This window comes from Mycobacterium sp. P4_H6 (genome assembly GCF_056400845.1).
In genome coordinates this window covers 1-20590 of the sequence record NZ_JBFUKN010000106.1, presented here as the reverse complement: position 1 = coordinate 20590, position 20590 = coordinate 1, and the positions used below count along the sequence as shown (strand labels likewise).

Genomic DNA, 20590 nt, shown 5'->3' with positions numbered 1-20590 from the left:
CGGTCTGGGCGGCTCGGCCGATCTGCCCATTCCGTTCACCTACGCGGTGGTCGGCGCCGCGTGGACGTTGACCTTCACCTTCGCAGTGGTCGCGCTGGCCTGGCGCACACCACGTTTCGATCCCGACACGCCGGGCCGTCCCCTCCCGGGCTGGGTCACCACCGTCGTCGACGCATCGCTGACCCGGTGGCTGGTCGCCGCGGCCGGGCTGGCGTTCACCGGGTGGGTGGCCGTCGCGGCCGTCACCGGACCGCAGGATTCCCGCAATGCGTTGCCCGGCGTCTTCTACGTGCTGTTGTGGGTCGGCCTGGTGGCGCTGTCGCTGTTCCTGGGCCCGGTGTGGCGAGCGGTATCGCCGGTACGCACGGTGCAGCGGCTGCTGCGCGTCACCCGCGATCGCTATCCGCGCCGGCTCGGTTACCGGCCGGCCGCCGCCGGATTGTTCGCCTTCGTCTGGCTCGAGTTGGCCAGCCCAGATCCGGGATCGCTTACCGCGGTCGAGATCTGGCTGCTGATCTACCTTGCGGTGACACTCGTGGGCGGGCTGCTGAGCGGACCTCGCTGGTGCGCACATGCCGACCCGTTCGAGGTCTACAGCATGATCGCCTCCCGGTGCGCACCGTGGCGCCGCAACGCCGACGGACGCATCGCGATCGGCAATCCGTTCAACCAGCTGCTGACGCTTCCGGTGCGTCCCGGCACCGTGACGGTGCTCGCCGTGCTGCTGGGATCCACCGCGTTCGACAGTTTTTCGGCGATGCCCGCGTGGCGGAACTTCGTGGACTCCCACACCTCGAGCGCCTGGGGCGCAAGCGGATACAAGACCGTCGGCCTGCTGGTGTTCATCGCGGTGGTGGCGGTGACCTTCAGCCTGGCCGCCGCGGCGACCGGAGGTGTGGACCGTGAGGGCCGCCGCGCGTTGCCCGGCCTGATGGCGCACTCGCTGATCCCGATCGTCATCGGCTATGTCTTCGCCCACTACCTCACCTATCTCATCGAGAAGGGCCAGCAGACCGTGCACGCCCTGATGGGATCCCATGACGCCCAGGTGTATTACCTGTTGTCCATGCACCCGTCGGTACTGGCCTCACTGAAGGTCGGGTTCGTGCTCCTCGGGCATGTCGCCGGCGTCATCGCCGCGCACGACCGCGCGCTGCGGGTGCTTCCCAAGGGCCATCAGATGACCGGCCAGCTGGCGATGATGCTGGTGATGGTCGGCTACACATTCACCGGGCTGTACCTGCTCTTCGGCGGGTGAGGGGACTACGGTTGAGCCATGCGTGCGCTGATCGTGGTCGATGTGCAGAAGGACTTCTGCGAAGGTGGGTCCCTGGCGGTTGACGGCGGCGCCGCCGTCGCCCGGAGCATCACCGAACTGCTGAGCGGACACGATTACGACCACGTGGTCGCCACCATGGACTTCCACATCGATCCGGGCGAGCACTTCTCGGACACCCCCGACTTCCGGGTGTCCTGGCCCCGGCACTGCGTGGTGGGCACACCCGGGGTGGATTTCCACGAGGACCTCGATCCCRCCGCCGTGCAGGCGGTGTTCACCAAGGGCGAGTTCTCGGCCGCTTACAGCGGTTTCGAGGGTACCGACGCCGACGGCACGACCCTGACGGACTGGCTGGCCCAGCGCCGGGTGGACGCCGTCGACGTGGTGGGGATCGCCACCGACTATTGCGTGCGGGCGACGGCGCTGGACGCCGCAGCCACGGGTTTGCGCACCCGGGTGCTGCTGCCGCTGTGCGCCGGGGTGGCCGCGGACTCGACGGCCGAGGCGGTGGCGCTGCTGCGGGCGCGCGGCGTCGAGGTCACCGAGTAGCGCGGTAGCCGGCCAGTTGCGCGGTGAGTTCCCGGGCGTAGGCGAGTTGCCTGCTGAGCGTGGTGCACGCCTGCTGTGCGCGCTCGTGGCAGTCGGCGAGGTGGCTCAGCGCCTGCGCGCGGCGCTCGCCGGTTGATCCGCTCTGGTGCACGATCTCGAGGGCATCGAGTAGCTCCCCCATCTCCTCGAGAGTGAAGCCGAGTGGCTTCATCCGCCGGATCGAGAGCAGCCGGTCGACGTCGCCCGCGGTGTACAGCCGGAAGCCGCCCGCCGAACGGGCCGACGGGGTGACCAGCCCGACATCGTCGTAGTGACGAATCGTCTTGATGGACAGTTCCGTTCGGGCGGCCACGTCGCCGATCTGCAGCAGTTCACGATCACCGGCGTCGCCGTCCATCCTATTGTCCCTCCAGCCGGCCACTGAGCCGGGCGTGACGCTGCGCACTCTGCTCGTTCATCCCGATGATGCTGACTTTCTTGCCCTTTGCCGCATATTTGGTCGTGATCGCGTCCAGGCTCGCCACGGTCGAGGCGTCCCAGACATTGGCCTCACTCATATCGATCACGATGTTGGTGGGGTCGCCGACGTAGTCGAACTGATAGACCAGATCGTTGCTGGAGGCGAAGAACAATTCGCCCCGCACCGCGTAGACCCGGGAGTCGTCGTCCGGGTGCGCGATGTCGACGACCTCGGTCAGGTGGGCGACCCGGCGGGCGAACAACACCATGGCGGTCAGCGTGCCGACCGCCACCCCGTAGGCGAGGTTGTCGGTGGCCACCGTGACCGCGACGGTGGCCAGCATGACCGCGGTTTCACTCTTGGGCATGYGGCGCAACGTCTTCGGGTGGATGCTGTGCCAGTCCAGGGTCGCCACCGACACCATGATCATGACGGCGACCAGGGCGGCCATCGGTATCTGCGCGACCAGGTCGCCCAGCCCCACCACCAGTCCGAGCAGGAACGCCCCGGCCAGGAACGTCGAGATCCGGGTGCGGGCGCCGGAGACCTTGACGTTGATCATGGTCTGGCCGATCATCGCGCAGCCGCCCATCCCGCCGAAGAACCCGGTGACGATGTTGGCGACACCCTGGCCGGCCGCCTCGCGGGACTTGTCGGAGTGGGTGTCGGTGATGTCGTCGACCAGTTTCGCGGTCATCAGCGATTCCAGGAGTCCCACGATGGCCATTGTCAGCGCGTAGGGGGCGATGACGCCCAGCGTCTGCCAGGTCCAGGGCACATCCGGGAGGAGCAGGGTCGGCAGGCTTGACGGCAGCTGCCCCTCGTCACCGACATCGGGTACGGCCCAACCCCATCCGATCGTGGCGGCGGTCAACACCACGATCGCCACCAAGGGCGCCGGTATCACCGTGGTGACCTTGGGCAGCACGACCATCAGCACGATGCCGGCGGCGACCATCGGGTACACCAGCCACGGGACACCCAGCAGGTGCGGCATCTGGGAGACGAAGATCAGGATCGCCAGCGCGTTGACGAAGCCCACCATCACGCTGCGCGGCACGAACCGCATCAGCCGGGCCACACCGAGGCCGCCGAGGATCAGCTGCAGGACCCCGGCCAGGATCACCGCCGCGATCAGGTAATCGAGGCCGTGGCTTCGGACCAGCGGCGCGACGACGAGCGCGACGGCGCCGGTGGCGGCGCTGATCATCGCGGGCCTGCCGCCGACGACGGCGATGGTGACGGCCATGGTGAACGAGGCGAACAACCCGACCCGCGGATCGACGCCGGCGATGATCGAGAACGAGATCGCCTCCGGGATCAGGGCGAGCGCCACCACCAGCCCGGCGAGCACCTCGGTGCGCAATCGTCGTGGTGAGCGCAGGGCGGCGAGCACGGACTGCTCCTGCTGCGGGGTTGTGAGCACCGGCGGACTCTACCCTAACTGGAGAGTTGCCCGGGTTTCCCGGTCCAGCGCGGGGCACGGCGCTCCAGCTGTGCCCGCACCCCCTCGGCGGCGTCGTCGTGGGCCATCAGCTGCAGGTGGATCGCGGTCTCACGCGCCCCGACCTGTTCGCGGGTGAGGTCGAACGAATCCCAGAGCAGCCGCTTGCTGGCCGCCACCGACATCGGCGCGGTGTTCTCGGCGATGTCGCGGGCGACCGCCAGCGCCGCGGGCAGCACGTCGGCGGCGGGCAGGACCCGGCTGCCCAGGCCGAGCGCCACCGCCCGGTGGCCGTCGAACGTCGCTCCGGTCAACAGGATCTCGGCCGCCGCCGCAATGCCCACCAGCCGCGGGAGCACCCAGTGCGAGTAGGCGTCGCCGACCACGCCGCGCCGCACCTGTACGACGCCGTACGTGGCGTCGGCGGCGAAGAACCGGATATCGCATTGCAGCGCCAGCGTCAGGCCGAGCCCGAGGGCATGTCCGTTCACCGCGGCGATCACCGGTTTGGCCAGCGTCCACGCCGGCACCGGGAAGCCGGCAGCGCTGAACCCTGCACCGGGGGTGGTGAAGGTCTGCGCACCAGCACTCAGATCAGCGCCCGCGCAGAACGCCGGCGGGGTGCCGGTCAGYACGATGGCGCGGATCTCATCGGCCGCATCGCACCGCGTCAGYGCATCGGCCAGTTCCTCGCGCATGCCGTCGCCGACGGCATTGCGCTGTGCGGGCCGGTTCAGCGTGACGGTGGCGACTCCGGCGTGCACGGCGGTCAGCAGCGTTCGGTATTCGGGCAGCACTGGCACTCCTTCCGCGCGATTAATATATCTGTAGCAGAGGTACCCTTTGTGGGTGGACACGCGCAGCGATCTGGCCGGCGAACTGTTCGCCGTGGTCGGCCGGTTCCGGCGACAGCTGCGGCGGTCCACCGGCGGCGGGTTCGATCGCACCGGACTCACGCAGTCCCAGGCCGAACTGCTGCGGCTCGTCGGCCGCCGGCCCGACATCTCGGTCCGCGAGGCGGCCGCCGAACTCGGACTGGCCGCCAACACCGCCTCCACCCTGGTGTCCCGGCTGGCCGCCGACGATCTGCTGACCCGCACCGTCGACAGCACCGACCGCCGGGTGGGCCGGCTGCGCCTCACCGACGCGGCGCAGGAGGTCGCGGACCGCTCGCGGCGGGCCCGGCGCACCGCACTGGCCGGCGCCCTGGAAGCACTCGAGGATACCCAGATCGACGATCTGACAAAGGGGTTGGCCGTCATCGCCGAGCTGACCCGACTTCTGCAGGAGGACCAGCAATGACCCAGCCACCGGCCATCGACTGCCGTGGCCTGTCCCATCGCTACGGCAAGTTCACCGCGGTGTCCGGCCTCGACCTCCAGGTGGCGGCCGGCGAGACCGTCGGCCTGCTCGGCCCCAACGGCGCGGGCAAGACCACCGTCATCCGGGTGCTCACCACCCTCACCCCGGTACAGCAGGGCGAGGTGCGCATCTTCGGCCTCGACGCCCGGCGCGACACCATGGACATCCGGTACAACATCGGCTATGTCCCGCAACAGCTTTCCATCGAGGCGGCGCTGACCGGGCGGCAGAATGTCGAATTGTTCGCCCGGCTCTACGATGTGCCGCGCCGCGAACGCGCCGACCGGGTCGCCCAGGCGCTGGACTCCATGCAACTCTCCGACGTCGCCGACAATGCGGCGGGCACCTACTCCGGCGGCATGGTGCGCCGTCTGGAGCTGGCCCAGGCCCTGGTCAACCGGCCATCCCTGCTGTTGCTCGACGAACCCACCGTCGGCCTGGATCCCATTGCCCGCGACAGCGTCTGGGACCAGGTCGACCGCATGCAGAAGGAGTTCGGCATGGCCGTGCTGCTGACCACGCACTACATGGGTGAGGCCGACGCGCTGTGTGACCGGGTGGCGCTGATGCACCACGGCGAACTGCAGACGCAGGGCACGCCGGCCGAACTCAAGGCCGGCCTCAAGGACGAAGCCGGCCCGGAGGCGACGCTGGAGGATGTGTTCCGCCACTACGCCGGTTCCGATCTCGACGAGTCCACCCCCGCGGGCCTGCGCCAGGTCCGCGCCGCACGAAGGACGGCCCGCCGTGTCGGCTGACACCACCATCACCCTGGTCCGGGCGCCCCGCGGCTGGCGGCGGTTTCCCGGAATCGCCAACCGCATCGGCGCTTTCGCGCTCGTCGAGTTGCAGAAGCTGCGACATGACCGCACCGAGTTGTTCACCCGGATGGTGCAGCCCGCGCTGTGGCTGCTGATCTTCGGCCAGACCTTCTCCCGACTCGACGTGATCGACACCGGCGACGTGCCCTACCTCGCGTTCCTCGCACCGGGGATCATCGCGCAGTCCGCACTGTTCATCTCGATCTTCTACGGCATCCAGATCATCTGGGACCGGGACGCCGGGATCCTGGCCAAACTGATGGTGACACCCGCCCCGCCCACCGCGCTGATCACCGGCAAAGCCTTTGCGGCGGGCGTACGTTCGGTCGTTCAGGTCATCGGTGTCGTCGCGCTGGCCTATCTGCTGGGCGTGCACATGACCGTGAACCCGCTGCGGATCCTCGGGGCGATGGGCGTGGTGGTGCTCGGTTCCGCGTTCTTCGCCTGCCTGTCGATGTCGCTGGCCGGCCTGGTGCGCAACCGCGACCGGTTGATGGGCATCGGGCAGGCCATCACCATGCCGTTGTTCTTCGCCTCCAACGCGCTGTACCCGGTGGAGCTGATGCCGCAGTGGCTGCGCTGGCTGTCGGCGATCAACCCGCTGAGCTACGAGGTGAATGCGCTGCGCGGCCTGCTGATCGGTACCCCCACCAACGCCGCCCTGGACATCACGGTGCTCGTCGTGGCGGCGGTGCTCGGTGTGGTGACGGCCGCGGCGCTGCTGCGCAGACTGGTCCGCTGACCACATTCCTGATCCGCTGCGCTCCTAGCCGACCAGACGCTCGATGGCGCGCAACGGAATCGGCAGCCAGTCCGGCCGGTAGCGGGCCTCATAGCCCGCCTCGTAGACGGCCTTGTCCAGTTCATAGGCGCGCAGCACGTCGGCGGCGCCACGCGGGTCGGTATCGCTGACCGCGGCATAGCCCGCACAGAACGCCGCGCAGTTGTCCTCGGCCCACCGCCGCGCCGCGCCCTCGTCGCCGCCGGTGCTCAGCAGCCGCTGATGCGCGGCGTAGTCGTAGGACCGCAGCATGCCCGCGACATCGCGCAGCGGCGAATCGGGACGCCGCCGCTCCTCCAGCGGTTGCCCCGGCTCGCCCTCGAAGTCGATGACCAGCCAGCCCTGCGGGGTGTGCAGCACCTGCCCGAGGTGCAGGTCGCCGTGGATGCGGTGTTCGGTCGAGGATTCCTCGGCCACCGCGCGGTAGTGCCGCTCGATCGCCGGAACGTGGTCGCCCAGTTCGGGGACCCGCGCCGCAACGGCGCGCAACCGGTCGATCATGGTCTGCGCCGGGAAGGCGCCGACCCGCGTGCCCAGGGCCTCGGCGAGCGCACGGTGCACCGAGCCGACGGCCGCACCGAGTTCGCGGGACTCTCCGGCGAAGTCGTCGCCGGCGCCGGTGATCGCCACCTGCCAGCCGTCCACCGAGTTCGGCGCGAACGCGCTGGCCATACCGAGCATGTACTGCTCTGCGCCCCAATCGATCTCATACGATCCGAGCAGCGCCGTGACGTACGGGTTGCCGGCGAGCGCGCGGGTCAGCTCGATATCGGGGTTGATCCCCGGCGTGACCCGGCGGAACACCTTGAAGATGGTCTGCGCACCGAACACCACGCTGGTGTTGGACTGTTCGCCGCCGAGCACCCGCACCGGGGTGCCCGGGCCCAGATCCGCGCCCGGCTCGCGGATGAACCGGACCGGCCCGATCTGCTTGGAGGCCTCGATGAACGACAGCAGCGCGCCGGTGGCCTCCGGGTCGGACAGCGCGTCGAACGCCGAACGGTCCCCGTCGGTGCCGATCAGCGCCGACTCCGCGCCGGTGTCCCAGCGCACCAGCACCTGGTAGCCCTCGGCCGGGCCGTCGGTGTAGGCGACCTCCAACAGCACCAGGTCCAGGTCGGAACCCAGCGCCTCCACCACGGCGGGGCGGACCTCCGCGATCACCCGTCCTCGGCCCGAGTACCAGCGCTGCGCGGGCAGCCAGCGATCAAAGGGCAGATTCATGGTCATGATCCTTCCCGTACCCGACTGCGCGCGCTCGTACACGTGGCCTCGGCTCGGTTACAGTGCCGACGTGGCTGAATTGCGAGATCACGGTGACCCCGGCGACGCTCCGTCGGTGCCGCCACCGCTGACCCCGGCGGCGGACATGACGCGCCCGTCGGCCGCCGAGGAGGCACGCACCATCGCCGCGGCCACCAACACCGGCACGCTGGCCACCCTGACCGCCGACGGCGACCCCTGGGCATCCTTCGTGACCTACGGCCTGCACGACGGCGCCCCGGTGCTGTGTGTCTCCAACATGGCCGAGCACGGCCGCAACCTGGCGGGCGATCAGCGCGCGAGCATCGCGATCGTCGCCCCCGATGCCCCGGATGACCCGTTGGCCTCCGGCCGCGTCACGCTGGCCGGCACGGTCGTGCGGCCCACCGGGGACGCTTTGGAAGGCGCCCGGGCCGCGCATCTGGCCGCCGTGCCCGCCGCCAAGTACTACATCGACTACAGCGACTTCACCCTGTGGGTGCTGCAGGTGCAGCGCGTGCGCTGGGTCGGCGGGTACGGCCGGATGGACTCGACATCGGGTGCGGAGTACACCGCCGCGGCGCCCGACCCGGTGGCGCCGCATTCCGCCGGGGCCGTCGCCCACCTCAATGCCGATCACGCCGACGCGCTGGTCGCGATGGCCCAGAAGCTCGGCGGTTTTCCCGACGCCACCGCCGCGACCTGCACCGCAGCCGACCGGTATGGGCTCGACCTGCGGGTCACCACCCCGCGCGGGATCGCCTACACCCGGGCCGGTTATCTGGCGCCCATCAATGGCATCGATGGATTGCGCTCGGCGGCAGTCGAACTGACCCGGAGGGCACGGCAGGGCTGATACCGCCCGCGATGTGCAATACGATTCCGGGTATGCAGCGCCCGGAGACCTGGCAAGCGGCTTTCGAGCTGATCAAGACGCGCGGTTACGAGCACCGTGCGGAGCCGTTCAAGCTCGTCAGCGGTCAGCTCAGCCATGACTACATCGATGGCAAGTACGCCATCGACAACGGCGAGCGCCTGACCACCGTCAGCCGGGCCGTCGCCGACCTGGCCGCCGGCAGCGGCATCGAGTTCGACGCCGTCGGCGGGCTCACCATGGGCGCCGACCCGCTGGCCCACGGGGTCGCCATGGTGACCGGCGCCGCGTGGTTCTCGGTGCGCAAGGAGCAGAAGGCCCGGGGCCGTGAGCAGTGGATCGAGGGGACCCGCATCGAGCCGGGCACCCGGGTCCTGCTGGTCGACGATGTCATCAGCACCGGGGGCTCCACCGCCAAGGCCTACGACCGGGTCACCGCGGCCGGCGCCGTGGTCACCGGGGTCATCCCGATGGTCGACCGCGGCGATGTCGCAGCCGAACTGTTCGGCGGCATGGGCGTGCCGTTCGTCGCCCTGGTCACCTACAAGGACCTGGGCATCGAACCGGTCAAAGCCGTCTGAGCTCCCTCCGCATTTCGCGCGAAACTCGCGTACCGGTCGCGATCTGGCGCCTCGCGACGACGGGTACGCGTGTTTCGCCGAGCTGACTACCCTCCGACGACGAGCACGCCGTCGGCGTGCGCCGAGAGCGCGACCCGGTCCCCCGGCCCGAAGTTCTGCCCGCTGACCTGCGCGAGCACCGACGAGCCGTCATCGAGGGCCACCGTGACGCGGGAGACCGCGCCCAGGAAGGCCACCGACTGCACGCTCGCCGTGCTCGCCGGATCGGCGGTCAGCCGGATCGCCTCCGGCCGGACCAGCGCGACACCCTCGTCCACCGATCCGGGCAGCGCCGCCACCGGCTGATCCCACAACCGCACGCGCCCGTCGACCACCCGGGCAGGCAGCCGGTTGTGCAGGCCGACGAATTCGGCCACGAACGGTGTCGCGGGCCGGGTGTAGAGCTCGGCAGGCGCCGCGATCTGCTCCAGGCGTCCGGCGTTCATCACCCCGACCCGGTCGGCCACCGCCAGCGCCTCCTCCTGGTCGTGGGTCACGAACAGCGTCGTCGTCCCCACCTCCAGCTGCACCCGGCGGATCTCGTCCCGCAACTGGCCGCGCACCTGGGCGTCGAGCGCCGACAGCGGTTCGTCGAGCAGCAGCACCCGCGGCCGGATCGCCAGCGCGCGGGCCAGCGCCACCCGCTGCTGCTGCCCGCCGGACAGCTCGTCGGCATAGCGCGCCGACTGCGCGGCCAGCCCCACCAGCTCCAGCATCTCGGCGGCGCGGCCGGCGCGGTCCCGCGGGCCCACACCCCGCATCTTGAGTCCGAACGCGACATTGTCGAGGACCGTCAGGTGTGGGAACAGGCTGTAGGCCTGGAACACCAGGCCGATATCGCGCCTGTTGGCGGGCACCTTGCCGATATCGCGGCCGTCGATGGCCACCGTTCCCGCGTCGGCCTCGTCCAGACCGGCCAGGATGCGCAGCGCGGTGGTCTTCCCGCAACCCGAGGGGCCCAGCAGCGCCACCAGTTCGCCGGGTTGGATCCGCAGCGTCAGCCCGTCCAGGGCGCGCACCGCACCGTAACTGCGGGTCAGGTCGACCAGGTCGACGGCCACTCCCCCTGGCCCATCCCCCGTCGCCACGCTCGCCCGAGTCATGCGCGCCGCCTCCGTCTGGTCACCATCGACAACACCAACAGCAGGATGAACCCGAAGATCAGGGTGGCCAGGGAGGCCGCCACCGATGTCGGTCCGTCACTCTTGCCGATCTCCACGATCTGCACCGGCAGCGTCTGGAATCCGGACAGTGACGCCACGGTGTACTCACCGAGCACCACCGCGATCGAGATGAACGCCGCGGACAGGATGCCCGCGGCGATGTTGGGCACGATCACCGCCACGATCGTCGACGCCCACCCGGCGCCCAACGACCGGGCAGCCTCGGCCAGCGTCCGCAGATCGATCGCCGACAGTGCGGCGTCCAGCGCCCGGTAGGCGAAGGGCAACACCAGCACCACATAGACGAAAGCCAGCGTCAGCGCCGACTCGCCCAGCAGGTAGGTCACCCAGAGGTAGACGTTGCGCAGGCCGACGACGACCACCAGCGCCGGGATGGTCAACGGCAGCAGGCAGAGGAACTCGATGAACCTGCTCGCCCACGGCGCACGCAGCCGGACCCAGATCATCGTGGGCACCAGCAGCGCCAACATCGCCGTCACCGTCAGCACCGCGAGCGATAACGACGTCAGGATCGCGGCGAACAACGCGTCATCGGCCAACAGGTTGACCCACGCCGCCATGGTGCGACCACCCGACTGCAGATCACGGGTGGCGAAATCGCCCATGGCATAGAGCGGAAAGAGGAAGAACGCTCCGAACATCAGCCACAGCGCTGATCTGATTCCCCGGGTCGCTGCGCTCCTGCCCGCCGGCGGGAGCGGCTTCATCGCAGCCACCGGGCCGTGCGCCGCACCAGCAGGTTGTAGGCAACCATCACCACGGCCACCACGACGATCATCTCCAGCGCCAGCGCATACGCCAGACCGGCGCGCCCCAGCACCACCTCGCTGGTCAACGCGGATCGGATGAGCAGCGGCACAATGGGACTGCCCTGGCTCACCAACGCCGCCGCGGTGGCGTAGGCGGCAAAGGCGTTGGCGAACAACAGCAGCAGCGACCCGAGGAAGGCCGGTGTCAACAGCGGCACCGCCACCTCACGCCAGTACTGCCAGGTGCTCGCGCCCAGGCTCACCGCCGCCTCCCGCCATTGCGCGCGGAGCCCCTCCAGCGCGGGCAGGAACACGATGACCATGAGCGGGACCTGGAAGTAGGTGTACACCAGCACCAGGCCACCCACGCTGTACAGCCAGCCGCCGGCGGCCACATCGATACCGAGCAACTGCTGCAGCCACAGGGTGAGCACACCGTTGAGTCCGATCGTCGCCAGGAAGGCGAAAGCGAGTGCGACACCGCCGAACTGGGCCAGCACGCTGGCCAGCGACAGGACCGCCCGGCGCAGCAGGGAGGCCGGTGGGCTGCTCAGGATCAACCAGGCCAGCACGGCACCGAACACTGCGCCGATCAACGCGCTGCTCGCCGAGAGGATCACGCTGCGTACCAGGGCGGCCAGCGGCGCCTCGGTGAACAGTGCGGCAACCAGGTCCAGTGAGAAACGGCCGTCCACCACAAAGGCGTTCACGATCACGGTGCCGGTCGGGATGACGAGGAAAACCAGCACCACCGCCAGGAACGGCAGCAGTGGCAGGGCCTGCCGGACGTACCGCACGATCAGTCGATGGCCTTGGCCCAGTTGGCTTCCAGATACTTGGTCGCGGCCTCGTTCTGCTCCACCGAGACGAAGGTCGCCGCGCCGTCCACCGGCGGCAGCCCGCCATAGACCACCCGGTCGATGCTGCCCCGGGTCACCATCGAGTCGGCCCGCACCGGCCGGGCGCCCCCGCCCAGGTACAGGTTCTGCCCCTCGTCGCTGTACAGGAACTCCTGCCACAGCCGGGCCGCGGCCGGATGCGGCGCGTCGGCGTTGATGGCCTGGAAGTAGTAGCCGGCGACGGCGGCGTTGTGCGGGATGATCACCTTCCAGCCCGGAACCTTCTTGGACTGTTCGACATTCAGGTAATCCCAGTCGATGACCACCGGGGTCTGGCCGGAGGCGATGGTGGCCGGTGTCGGGTCCACCGGCAGGAAGTTGCCCACCTCGCTGAGTGTGGCGAAGAACTCCACGCCGGGTGCGATGTCATCGGGTGAGCCACCCCGGGCGATCGACGCCATCATCACCCCGGAGAACGCCGCCCCGGACTGGGTCGGGTCACCGTTGAGGGCGACCTTGCCCGCGAACTCGGGCTTGAGCAGGTCATCCACGCCCGCGATCGTCGGCACCTTGGCGGAGTCGTAGCCGATCGACATGTAACCGCCGTAATCGTTGACCCAGGTGCCGTCCGGGTCCTTGAAGGAGTCCGAGATCTCGGCGAAATGCTCGACCTTGTACGGGGCGAACATCTCGGTGTTGGCCAGCGCGACGGACTGTCCCAGATCGAAGACGTCGGGTGCGGTGCTGCGGCCCTTCTGCTGGACCGCGGCGTTGATCTCCTCCTGGCTGCTGGCGCCCGGCTGCGCCGAGTTCACCGTGATGCCGTACTTCTCGGTGAACTTCGCGATGATCTGGCCGTAGTTCGCCCAGTCCGGCGGCAGCGCGATGACGTTGAGTTCGCCTTCGGCCTTGGCGGCCTCGATCAGCGCGTCCATCCCGCCGAAGTCCGCCGCCGAGGTGGCGGTGCGGGCGTCGCCTTCGGCGGCCTGCTCCTCCTTCGCCGGTGGGGCGCAGGCGACAAGGCCTGCGGTCAGCAGTGCGGTGGCAGCCAGACCCAGGAGCGAATTCTTCATTGCCGAACCTTCCGATGGACAGGCGGCCAGACGGTGACCTGTCGGTGACATCGCAGTGAACGGGATCCGACGCTACCGGCAACCCTGCCGTCGACGACGCCTAACATCGGGGGTGTGCCCGACCATGATGCCGTCGAACTGTTCGCCAGTGGCACCGTCGCCGCACTCGCCACGGTGGGAGCCGAGGCCGCACCGCACCTGGTGCCGGTGGTCTTCGCCGTCGAGGGCGACACCGTCTACACCGCCGTCGACGCGAAACGTAAGTCCACCCAACGTCTGCGAAGGCTGGCCAATATCGAGGCCAACCCGCAGGTGAGCCTGCTGGTCGACCACTACAGCGAGGACTGGGACCAACTGTGGTGGGTGCGGGCCGACGGCGAGGCGACCGTGCACCACGACGGTGAGCAGATGGCCATCGGTTACGGCCTGCTGCGCGCCAAGTACGTGCAGTACGAGCGGACCGCACTGGACGGCCCGGTGGTGGCGATCGCCGTGGCGCACTGGGCCTCCTGGCACGCCTGAACCACGGTTCCGGCTCTAAGATCAGTGTGCAGAGAAGAGGCAGCGCCATGAAGACACTGACATTGGTCACCGCCGGCTTGTCCGCGGGCATCGTGGGATTCGCCGCGCCGGCGGCCGCGACACCCGACGAGATATCGGGCACTGCCCAGCAGACCATCGACGAACTGCGGGCCCAGGGTTACCGCGTGATCGTGAGCCGGCTGAGCGCCAGGCCGCTGTCCGAGGCGAACGTGGTCGGGATCCGGCAGGGCCAGAACTTCAGGCAGAACTGGATCGTCGACGACGAGGACCGCGACTATGTCTACAACGCGCTGGCCGGGCAGACCGTGTACGTCGACGTGAACTGATCCGGCACAACGAGAATGGGGCACCCCCGGTCGGAGGTGCCCCATTCCCGTGTGGCGCGTCAGAGCAGGCCGAGCAGTTCCAGATCGCTCGCGTACTTGACGATGACCTCCCGGCTCACGTGCGGGATGTCCTTGTCCGGCCCGATCTTTGCGTCCTGCACGGCGGTGCGGAACACATCGGTCGGCGCCATCGCCCCGTTCACCGGCACACCCGGTGCGGTGTAGTTGTGCAGCAACGGCAGCAGCGACGCCTGGCGCTGCTTGTCCGGCAGTGCCCGCAGCGCGGTCTCGAACCGGGACAGCCACTGTGCGTAGTCGCCGACCCGCTCGATCCGGTAGCCGGCCTCGACCAGCCAGTCCACGAAGGTGTCCATGCCGATGCCGTCGTCGTACGGGTTCATCACGTGATAGGTCTCGAATGACCGCCCGGGCTCCAGCGCCACCTGGGTGCCCAGCGTCGAGATCGCTTCGGCGATGAACTCCACCGGCAGACCGTCATAGTGGCTGCGCTGCGGATTTCCTTCGGCGTCAAGCTCATTGAACGATCCGGGGGCGATACCGGCGGCCACCAGACTGAGCATCATCCGGGTGAACATATCCGGCAGGTTCAGCTGGCCGGCGTACGTGGTGTCGGCCAGGATCATGTCGCAGCGGAACACCGACACCGGCAGTCCGGTCAGGTCGTGCGCCTCGCGCAGCAGCACCTCGCCGGCCCATTTACTGGTGCCATAGCCGTTGGCGTAGGTGTCGTCGACCCGCCGGGTGGCGGAGATGGTCCGGATATCGGCGTCCTCGACGAAGCTGCCGGGCTCGATACCCCAGCCGACACCGATGGTGGACACGTAGGCGAACGGCTTGATCCTGGTGGTCAGCGCGATCCGGATGAGTTCGGCGGTGCCGAGGGCGTTGGGCCCGAACAACTCGCTGTAGGGCAGCACGTGATTGACCAGTGCGGCCGGATCCACGATGAGGTCGACGGTGTCGGCCAGGCGCTGCCAGACCGCCGGGTCCAGGCCGAGGTCGGCCTCGCCCTTGTCGCCCGCGATGACCTCGAGGTGACGGTCGGCCAGTTCGCGGTAGTGCGCGACCAACTTCGGGTCACCGGTCTGGAAGGTTTTGTCCAGCCGCGCCCGGGCCTCCTCGTCAGACTTGGCGCGGACCAGGCAGATCACCTTGCCGTCCACCAGGTCCATCCGCTCCAGCCACTCCAGTGCCAGGTAGCGGCCCAGGAAGCCGGTGGCGCCGGTCAGCAGCACGGTCCGGATCTCGCTCACGGGGCCCGGAAGAGACGGCGCCGCAGCCAGAGTCGCGGCGTCGAGGAACTTGTCCAGGGTGAGATCGGCGGCGTGCACCTCGGTGGCTCCGGCACCGTGGACGGACGCGAACGTCGGGCGCCCGGTGCCGCCGGCACGCTGGGTCTCGATGTGATCGGCAATGGTCTGCAGATCCGAGGCCGGGCTCACGATCACCGAAACCGGGACCTCGACGTCGAAGATGTCCTGTAGCAGGTTGCCGAAGGTCAACGCCGACAACGAGTCTCCACCCAGATCGGTGAAGTGCACATCGGGTGCGATATCGGCGCTGGCCGCTCCCAGCAGTGCGACGGCGGCGCGGCTGACGGTGTCGAGCACCGGTCCGGTGGACCCCGCGGTGCGCAGCGCCTGCAGCTCCTGGGCCTGGCCGTCGGCCAGGTCGGTGTAGAGCTGCTCCAGCTCCGCGCCGTAGCGCTCCTTGAGCTTGGGCCAAGCCAGCTTCCGGATGCCGGTGAGCAGCCCGTTCTCCACGGTGAACGGGGTCGTCTCGATCAGGAAATCCCTTGGCAGCTCGTAGGACTGCAGATCCGCGGCGCGCGCGGCGTCCTTCAGCGAGGCGGCGATGTCCGCCTTGGTGGCGCCGCTGTCGGTGGGCACCACCACGGCCAGCAGGTAGGGCCGGGCGCTGTTGCCATAGATGTAGATCTGGCGCACCAGCGGTGCGGTGTTGAAGGCGGCCTCCAGCTTGGACACCGTGACGAACTCACCCTGGGAGAGTTTGAGCACGTTGTTGCGCCGGTCGACATAGGCGACCTGATCGGGGCCGAGTTCGGCGACGATATCGCCGGTCCGGTAGAAGCCGTCCTGGTCGAAGACCTGCGCGGTGACCTCGGGGCGCTTGTAGTAGCCGGGGAACAGCTGCTCGGACCGCACCAGCAGCTCGCCGCGCGGATGCGGCCGGTCGGTGAGGTGGTAGCCCAGTTCGGGCACGTCCACGAGCTTGTACTCCAGCACCGGCGGCCGGGCGATCTTGCCGTCCACGAACACCGCGCCCGCCTCGGTGGAGCCGTAGCCCTCCAGCAGGTGCATGTCCAGCAGCTTCTCCACCCACGCCTTGAGTTCGGGCGAGATGGGCGCCGACCCGGTGAGCGCACTGACGAAACGTCCGCCCAGCAGGTTCTCCCGCATGTCGGCCAGCAGCGCGGATTCTTCTGCGCCGTGCGCGATCCGGCTCTGGTACTCGCCGAACAGCATGTCCCAGATACGCGGCACGAAGTTCATCTGGGTGGGCCGGGTGAGGGCCAGGTCTTCCAGGAAGGTGGACAGGTCGGCGCGGGCGGCGAAGTTCACCGAACCGCCACTGGCCAGCGCGCTGTAGAGGATGCCGCGGCCCATCACGTGGCTCATCGGCATGAAGCTCAGCACGATGGAGGGCACCACGCCCTGGCTGTCGTCCCAGTGGGCGTTGGCCGCCGGCCGCCAGATGTCGGCGACCTTGCTCGCCGGGTACATCGCACCCTTGGGCGCTCCGGTGCTCCCGGAGGTGTAGATCAACAGCGACAGCGGGTCTGATTCCTCCTGCGCGGCAACGGGTTCGATGGTGGAGGCCGGGCGGGCCAGCGCATCTTGGAGGGTCTCCAGGGTGATCCCGTCACCGAGCCGGGCCGTCGCGGCGGCGAGCGCATCGCGCTGGTCGTCGACCTGGGGCCGGTAGTCGAACACCGTGAGGCGGGTGGCACCCGATCCGAGCGCCAGTTCCACGGCGTCATCGAGATAGTCGATGCTCGACGCGATGAGCACCGGTTCGGTCTCGGCGATGATCGGGGCGAGGGCAGCGGCCGATGCGCTGGTCTGCAGCGGCACCGAGACGGCACCGAGCTGAGTCAGCGCGATATCGGCGACGGTGTAGTCGACGCTGGTGAAGCCGAGCAGGGCGACCCGGTCGCCGGGGTTCACCGGGTCCCCGCGCCAGGCGTCAGCGAGGGTACGCACGCGCTCCCACAGCTGTCCGTGGGTGACGGTCTCGAAACGCGGCTGCAGCTCGGCGACGGTGCGGCCGGTCTCGTCGGTGACGAACTCGACGGCGCGGGCGCCCAGCGCAGGCCGGTCGGCGTAGCCGGTCAGTACGGTGCGCACGACGTCGGGAAGGGTCAGTCCGGGTTCGCTGACGGCGGCGTTGACCGACGCGCTCGGTTTGGCGGCGGCGAACTCGGGGTCGGTGGCGTAGAGCCGCGCGATGCGGTCTTCAAAGTTTTCGTCGGGCATGAGTAATCCTTCAGTTCTCTATCGCTATTCGTTGGCCAGGGCGAGCGGAGCGACGGGAAATCGCTCCGGGGACCTCGTCGTCCGCACCGACCAACCCCTACAACGTTAGCAAAACTAAAGATATGCCCGAGACCCTGCGACCTGCCGATTCCCTGTGAAAACGGTCCTCAGACGGCGCGTGACGTGGCTTCCAATTCGGCCTCGTAGGCGCCTTCGTCACGTCCGAGCGCGATGGTGGCCGCGGTCATGGCGACCACCGCGAAGGTCAACACCACGGCCTCCCACCGGTTCGCGGTGAGCGTCTCGCCGAGCAGGAACACACCGAGCAGCACGGCGGCCATCGGTTCGATCACCAGCATGGTGGGCACCGACGTCTGCAGCGACCCGGCGTGGAAGGCGGATTGCTGCAACAGGGTGGCGAGCACGCCGAGCAGCACCAGCGCGTACGGCAGCGGCGTCGACAACACCTCGGCCACGGAATTGCGGTCCAGTTCGTGCATCAGCATCTTGGTGAGCACCGCGACCAGACCGAACAGCACCCCGACGGCGACGGCCAGCGGCACCGCACGCTGCCAACCCGACCGGCGCACCGCGATCACCACGCAGCCGAAGACCAGCACCGAGCACACCGCCGCGACCACGACGATCGTGGCCACCGGCGCGACCTGATCGCTGACCCGGGGATGGGCGAGCAGGATGAAGATCGCCAGCGACACCGTCAGCAGCATCGCCCACAGCCAGGCGCCGCGGGTGACCCGGCGGTGCGCCAGCCGGGCGCTCAGCGGCAGCGCGAACAGCAGCGCCGACACCAGCAGGGGCGCCACCACGATCAGCGATCCGTTGTCCAGTGCCAAGGCCTGGAAGACGAAGCCGGCCACCGCCGCGGCGGTTCCGGCCCACCACAGCGGGCGGCGCAGCAGAGTGGCCAGCATCACGGTGCTGACGCCGTCCTCCTCGGGCACATCCATCGTCGCGTGCTGACGCACCACGATGCCGACGGCCGCGAAAATGGCTGCGCACAGTGCAAAGACGACGACGAGCAGCTGATCGATCACCGTCGCAGCGCTCTCGTCACGCCACCAAGACTAGGTGGTCAATTCCGCCAGAGCCTCCGCGGTGTTCAGGTCCTGGTAGGCGGCGCTGTAGCGCTGCGCCAATGCCAGCGCGATGTCCGGGCGCTGCCACAACTCGCCCGCGCTGGCGGTGGCCAGCCAGGTGGTCAGGCCGTGCGCGACCGACGCCCGGTAGCGCAGCCAGATCTCCTCCGCCGACGGCAGTTCGTCGGCGGGCAGACCCAGATTGTCGCGGTACACGCCGAGCAGCTCACGCTCATGGATGCGGCGGTCCTCGGTGACCAGCGCACCCTGCAGGAAGTAGCCGAGGTCGACGGAGAAGTTCCCGCGCCGGGCGACCTGCCAGTCCAGGAACCCGGTATCGCCGCCCGGGGTCAGGTAGGTGTTCCCGATGTGCGGGTCACCGTGCAGCAGGGTGGTGGGCACGCCCGGCGCGGTCAACGTCCGGATGAAGGGCTTCCAGATGCCCTCCACCAGGTGATCGATGGTCAGTGCCTGCACCGAGGCCGGCGCGTCATCGCCGAGCCGCTCCAGCGCCGCGGGCAGCGGCGCGTACTGCATCCCGTCCCACGGCACGAACGGTTCCAGCCACTCCAGCCCGGGCCGGGCCAGCCGCTCACCCCAGAACGCGCCGTGCAGACGAGCGAGGCCGCGCACCCCGCTCGCGGCCTGATCGACCGTGAGCGGCCGGGTGGCATCGCGCGGGTCGGCACTCCGGGCGGTCAGATCCTCCATGACCAGCATGAAGTCCTCGGCCGCCTCGTCGATCGGCGCCGCGTAGACCGCGGGATGTTCCAGCGGCAATCCCACGGCGGCGTTGAACAGGCGTGGCTCGTGCAGCAGCCCGCTGGTGTACTTGATCATCTCCTTGTGGCCGGGGTCGACGGCCTTGACGAACACTGTCCCCGGCCCCGCGCCCTCGGCGTAGCGGACGCCGAGGCGCGCCCGCCGGTTGGTGCCGTCATCGCGCATCTGCACGGTCACCTCACCGACCACCGCGCCCGGGAAATCACGGGCCAGGGCCGCGGTCAGCCACGCGGGGGTGACGTCCTCCCACGACGCGGGGACCGTCAGACCGTCGCTCACGGAATGAACGCCGGCATCGAATCCCAGCCGCGCACCGTCGAGGTCGGCGACAGCGTGGCGTTGGGCAGATCGACCTCCCACTCGGGGAACCGCTTGAGCATCTCCTCCAGCGCGATCCGGCCCTCCAGGCGCGCCAGCGCCGAGCCCAGGCAGAAGTGCGTGCCGACGCTGAACGCGAGGTGCTGGCGCTGTTCGCGGTGGATGTCGAAAACCTCGCCGTCGGGCGGGAACTGGCGGCTGTCGCGCACGGCCGAGCCGATCAGCATCATCATCGAGGCGCCCTCGGGCACCGTCTGGCCGTAGTACTCGACGTCGCGGGTGACGTAGCGCGCCACGTGCGGGGCGGGCGGTTCGAAGCGCAGCAGTTCCTCGATCGCCTGCGGGATCAGCCCCGGGTTTTCGACGAGCTGACGACGCTGGTCGGGATGCTCGGCGAGCACCTTGGCCGCCCAGCCGATCAGCCGGGTGGTGGTCTCGTTGCCGGCGCCGGCGACCACGTTGATGTAGATGAGCAGCTCTTCGCGGGTGAGGTGCCGGGTCACGCCCTGCTCGTCGGTGAACTCGACGTTGAGCAGGTCGGTCATGATGTCGTCGGACGGGTTGTCCTTGCGCCAGTCGATGTAGGTCTCGAAGATCGAGCCGTCGATCATGCCCTCCGAGGCGGCCTTCATGGGTTTACCGGCCTCGGTGCGCATCTGGTCGTTGCCGTGGTCGCGGATCATCTCCTGGTCGTCCTCGGGGATGCCGAGCAGGGTGCTGATCACCTG

The 20590-nt window shown here is 69.1% G+C and carries 21 protein-coding genes; 9 read left to right on the top strand and 12 right to left on the bottom strand.

What is annotated here, in order from left to right:
• Together AC1DTF_RS28610 and AC1DTF_RS28605 are read left to right on the top strand one after the other, a co-directional pair.
• The coding region (locus AC1DTF_RS28610; protein WP_477476499.1) for a hypothetical protein at positions 1-1258 on the top strand (1258 nt) is incomplete at its 5' end.
• 18 nt (positions 1259-1276) lie between these two features.
• On the top strand, positions 1277-1828 hold the full coding sequence (locus AC1DTF_RS28605) for an isochorismatase family protein (protein ID WP_477476498.1): 552 nt from the start codon (positions 1277-1279) through the stop codon (positions 1826-1828).
• Here the strand turns inward: AC1DTF_RS28605 and AC1DTF_RS28600 are convergent.
• The 3 genes from AC1DTF_RS28600 to AC1DTF_RS28590 are packed head-to-tail and all read right to left on the bottom strand — an operon-like array spanning position 1818 to position 4529.
• Positions 1818-2225, bottom strand: coding sequence for a MerR family transcriptional regulator (locus AC1DTF_RS28600; protein ID WP_477476497.1), 408 nt, complete (start codon positions 2223-2225; stop codon positions 1818-1820). The two genes, AC1DTF_RS28605 and AC1DTF_RS28600, sit on opposite strands and share 11 nt — an antisense overlap.
• 1 nt (position 2226) lies before the next feature.
• Positions 2227-3714 (bottom strand): SulP family inorganic anion transporter, encoded by a 1488-nt coding sequence (locus AC1DTF_RS28595; protein ID WP_477476496.1) that lies wholly within the window; start codon positions 3712-3714, stop codon positions 2227-2229.
• A 14-nt stretch (positions 3715-3728) separates the two neighbouring features.
• Complete coding sequence (locus AC1DTF_RS28590; RefSeq protein ID WP_057168160.1) at positions 3729-4529, bottom strand: enoyl-CoA hydratase/isomerase family protein; 801 nt, start codon at positions 4527-4529, stop codon at positions 3729-3731.
• 52 nt (positions 4530-4581) lie between these two features.
• Between AC1DTF_RS28590 and AC1DTF_RS28585 the strand changes: the two genes are divergently transcribed.
• From AC1DTF_RS28585 to AC1DTF_RS28575, 3 genes are read left to right on the top strand one after another with little or no spacing between them, the layout of a single operon-like run.
• Complete coding sequence (locus AC1DTF_RS28585) at positions 4582-5034, top strand: MarR family winged helix-turn-helix transcriptional regulator (RefSeq protein WP_057168159.1); 453 nt, start codon at positions 4582-4584, stop codon at positions 5032-5034.
• On the top strand, positions 5031-5852 hold the full coding sequence (locus AC1DTF_RS28580; RefSeq protein WP_057168158.1) for an ATP-binding cassette domain-containing protein: 822 nt from the start codon (positions 5031-5033) through the stop codon (positions 5850-5852). Before AC1DTF_RS28585 ends, AC1DTF_RS28580 begins: the two co-directional genes overlap by 4 nt.
• Positions 5853-5904: 52 nt before the next feature.
• The gene (locus AC1DTF_RS28575; RefSeq protein ID WP_082614235.1) at positions 5905-6657 is read left to right on the top strand and encodes an ABC transporter permease; all 753 of its coding nucleotides are present in this window, start codon (positions 5905-5907) and stop codon (positions 6655-6657) included.
• A gap of 24 nt (positions 6658-6681) precedes the next feature.
• On the opposite strand, the gene AC1DTF_RS28570 is transcribed toward AC1DTF_RS28575, so the two are convergent.
• Entirely contained in the window at positions 6682-7920 is a 1239-nt protein-coding gene (locus AC1DTF_RS28570; protein WP_477476495.1) for a maltokinase N-terminal cap-like domain-containing protein, read from the bottom strand.
• A 70-nt stretch (positions 7921-7990) separates the two neighbouring features.
• On the opposite strand from AC1DTF_RS28570, the gene AC1DTF_RS28565 reads away from it, so the two are divergent.
• Together AC1DTF_RS28565 and AC1DTF_RS28560 are read left to right on the top strand one after the other, a co-directional pair.
• Positions 7991-8794 carry a HugZ family pyridoxamine 5'-phosphate oxidase gene (locus AC1DTF_RS28565; protein WP_477476494.1) on the top strand — a complete coding sequence of 268 codons (804 nt, stop codon included), beginning with the start codon at positions 7991-7993 and terminating at the stop codon, positions 8792-8794.
• A gap of 32 nt (positions 8795-8826) precedes the next feature.
• On the top strand, positions 8827-9393 hold the full coding sequence (locus AC1DTF_RS28560) for an orotate phosphoribosyltransferase (RefSeq protein WP_082614229.1): 567 nt from the start codon (positions 8827-8829) through the stop codon (positions 9391-9393).
• Positions 9394-9479: 86 nt separating this feature from the next.
• Here the strand turns inward: AC1DTF_RS28560 and AC1DTF_RS28555 are convergent, their stop codons facing one another.
• The 4 genes from AC1DTF_RS28555 to AC1DTF_RS28540 are packed head-to-tail and all read right to left on the bottom strand — an operon-like array spanning position 9480 to position 13277.
• Positions 9480-10535, bottom strand: a complete 1056-nt coding sequence (locus AC1DTF_RS28555; RefSeq protein ID WP_477476493.1) for an ABC transporter ATP-binding protein — start codon at positions 10533-10535, stop codon at positions 9480-9482.
• A complete protein-coding gene (locus tag AC1DTF_RS28550) occupies positions 10532-11323 on the bottom strand; it encodes an ABC transporter permease (protein WP_477476492.1) in 792 nt (263 codons plus the stop codon). The genes AC1DTF_RS28555 and AC1DTF_RS28550 overlap by 4 nt, the downstream gene beginning before the upstream one ends.
• Positions 11320-12162, bottom strand: coding sequence for an ABC transporter permease (locus AC1DTF_RS28545; RefSeq protein ID WP_477476491.1), 843 nt, complete (start codon positions 12160-12162; stop codon positions 11320-11322). The genes AC1DTF_RS28550 and AC1DTF_RS28545 overlap by 4 nt, the downstream gene beginning before the upstream one ends.
• Positions 12163-12164: 2 nt before the next feature.
• Complete coding sequence (locus AC1DTF_RS28540; protein WP_477476490.1) at positions 12165-13277, bottom strand: ABC transporter substrate-binding protein; 1113 nt, start codon at positions 13275-13277, stop codon at positions 12165-12167.
• Positions 13278-13391: 114 nt separating this feature from the next.
• Between AC1DTF_RS28540 and AC1DTF_RS28535 the strand changes: the two genes are divergently transcribed.
• Together AC1DTF_RS28535 and AC1DTF_RS28530 are read left to right on the top strand one after the other, a co-directional pair.
• Positions 13392-13799, top strand: coding sequence for a TIGR03668 family PPOX class F420-dependent oxidoreductase (locus AC1DTF_RS28535; RefSeq protein ID WP_057168152.1), 408 nt, complete (start codon positions 13392-13394; stop codon positions 13797-13799).
• Positions 13800-13846: 47 nt separating this feature from the next.
• Complete coding sequence (locus AC1DTF_RS28530) at positions 13847-14146, top strand: hypothetical protein (protein ID WP_057168151.1); 300 nt, start codon at positions 13847-13849, stop codon at positions 14144-14146.
• A 59-nt stretch (positions 14147-14205) separates the two neighbouring features.
• Here AC1DTF_RS28530 and car read toward each other — a convergent pair whose 3' ends face one another.
• From car to AC1DTF_RS28510, 4 genes are all read right to left on the bottom strand, one after another.
• On the bottom strand, positions 14206-17664 hold the full coding sequence (car, locus tag AC1DTF_RS28525) for a carboxylic acid reductase (RefSeq protein WP_477476489.1): 3459 nt from the start codon (positions 17662-17664) through the stop codon (positions 14206-14208).
• A 167-nt stretch (positions 17665-17831) separates the two neighbouring features.
• Positions 17832-18719, bottom strand: coding sequence for a DMT family transporter (locus tag AC1DTF_RS28520; RefSeq protein WP_477476488.1), 888 nt, complete (start codon positions 18717-18719; stop codon positions 17832-17834).
• Positions 18720-18749: 30 nt separating this feature from the next.
• A complete protein-coding gene (locus AC1DTF_RS28515) occupies positions 18750-19823 on the bottom strand; it encodes a phosphotransferase (protein WP_477476487.1) in 1074 nt (357 codons plus the stop codon).
• A partial coding sequence (locus AC1DTF_RS28510; protein ID WP_477476486.1) for a cytochrome P450 occupies positions 19820-20590 on the bottom strand: 771 nt, incomplete at its 5' end. The genes AC1DTF_RS28510 and AC1DTF_RS28515, both read right to left, overlap by 4 nt.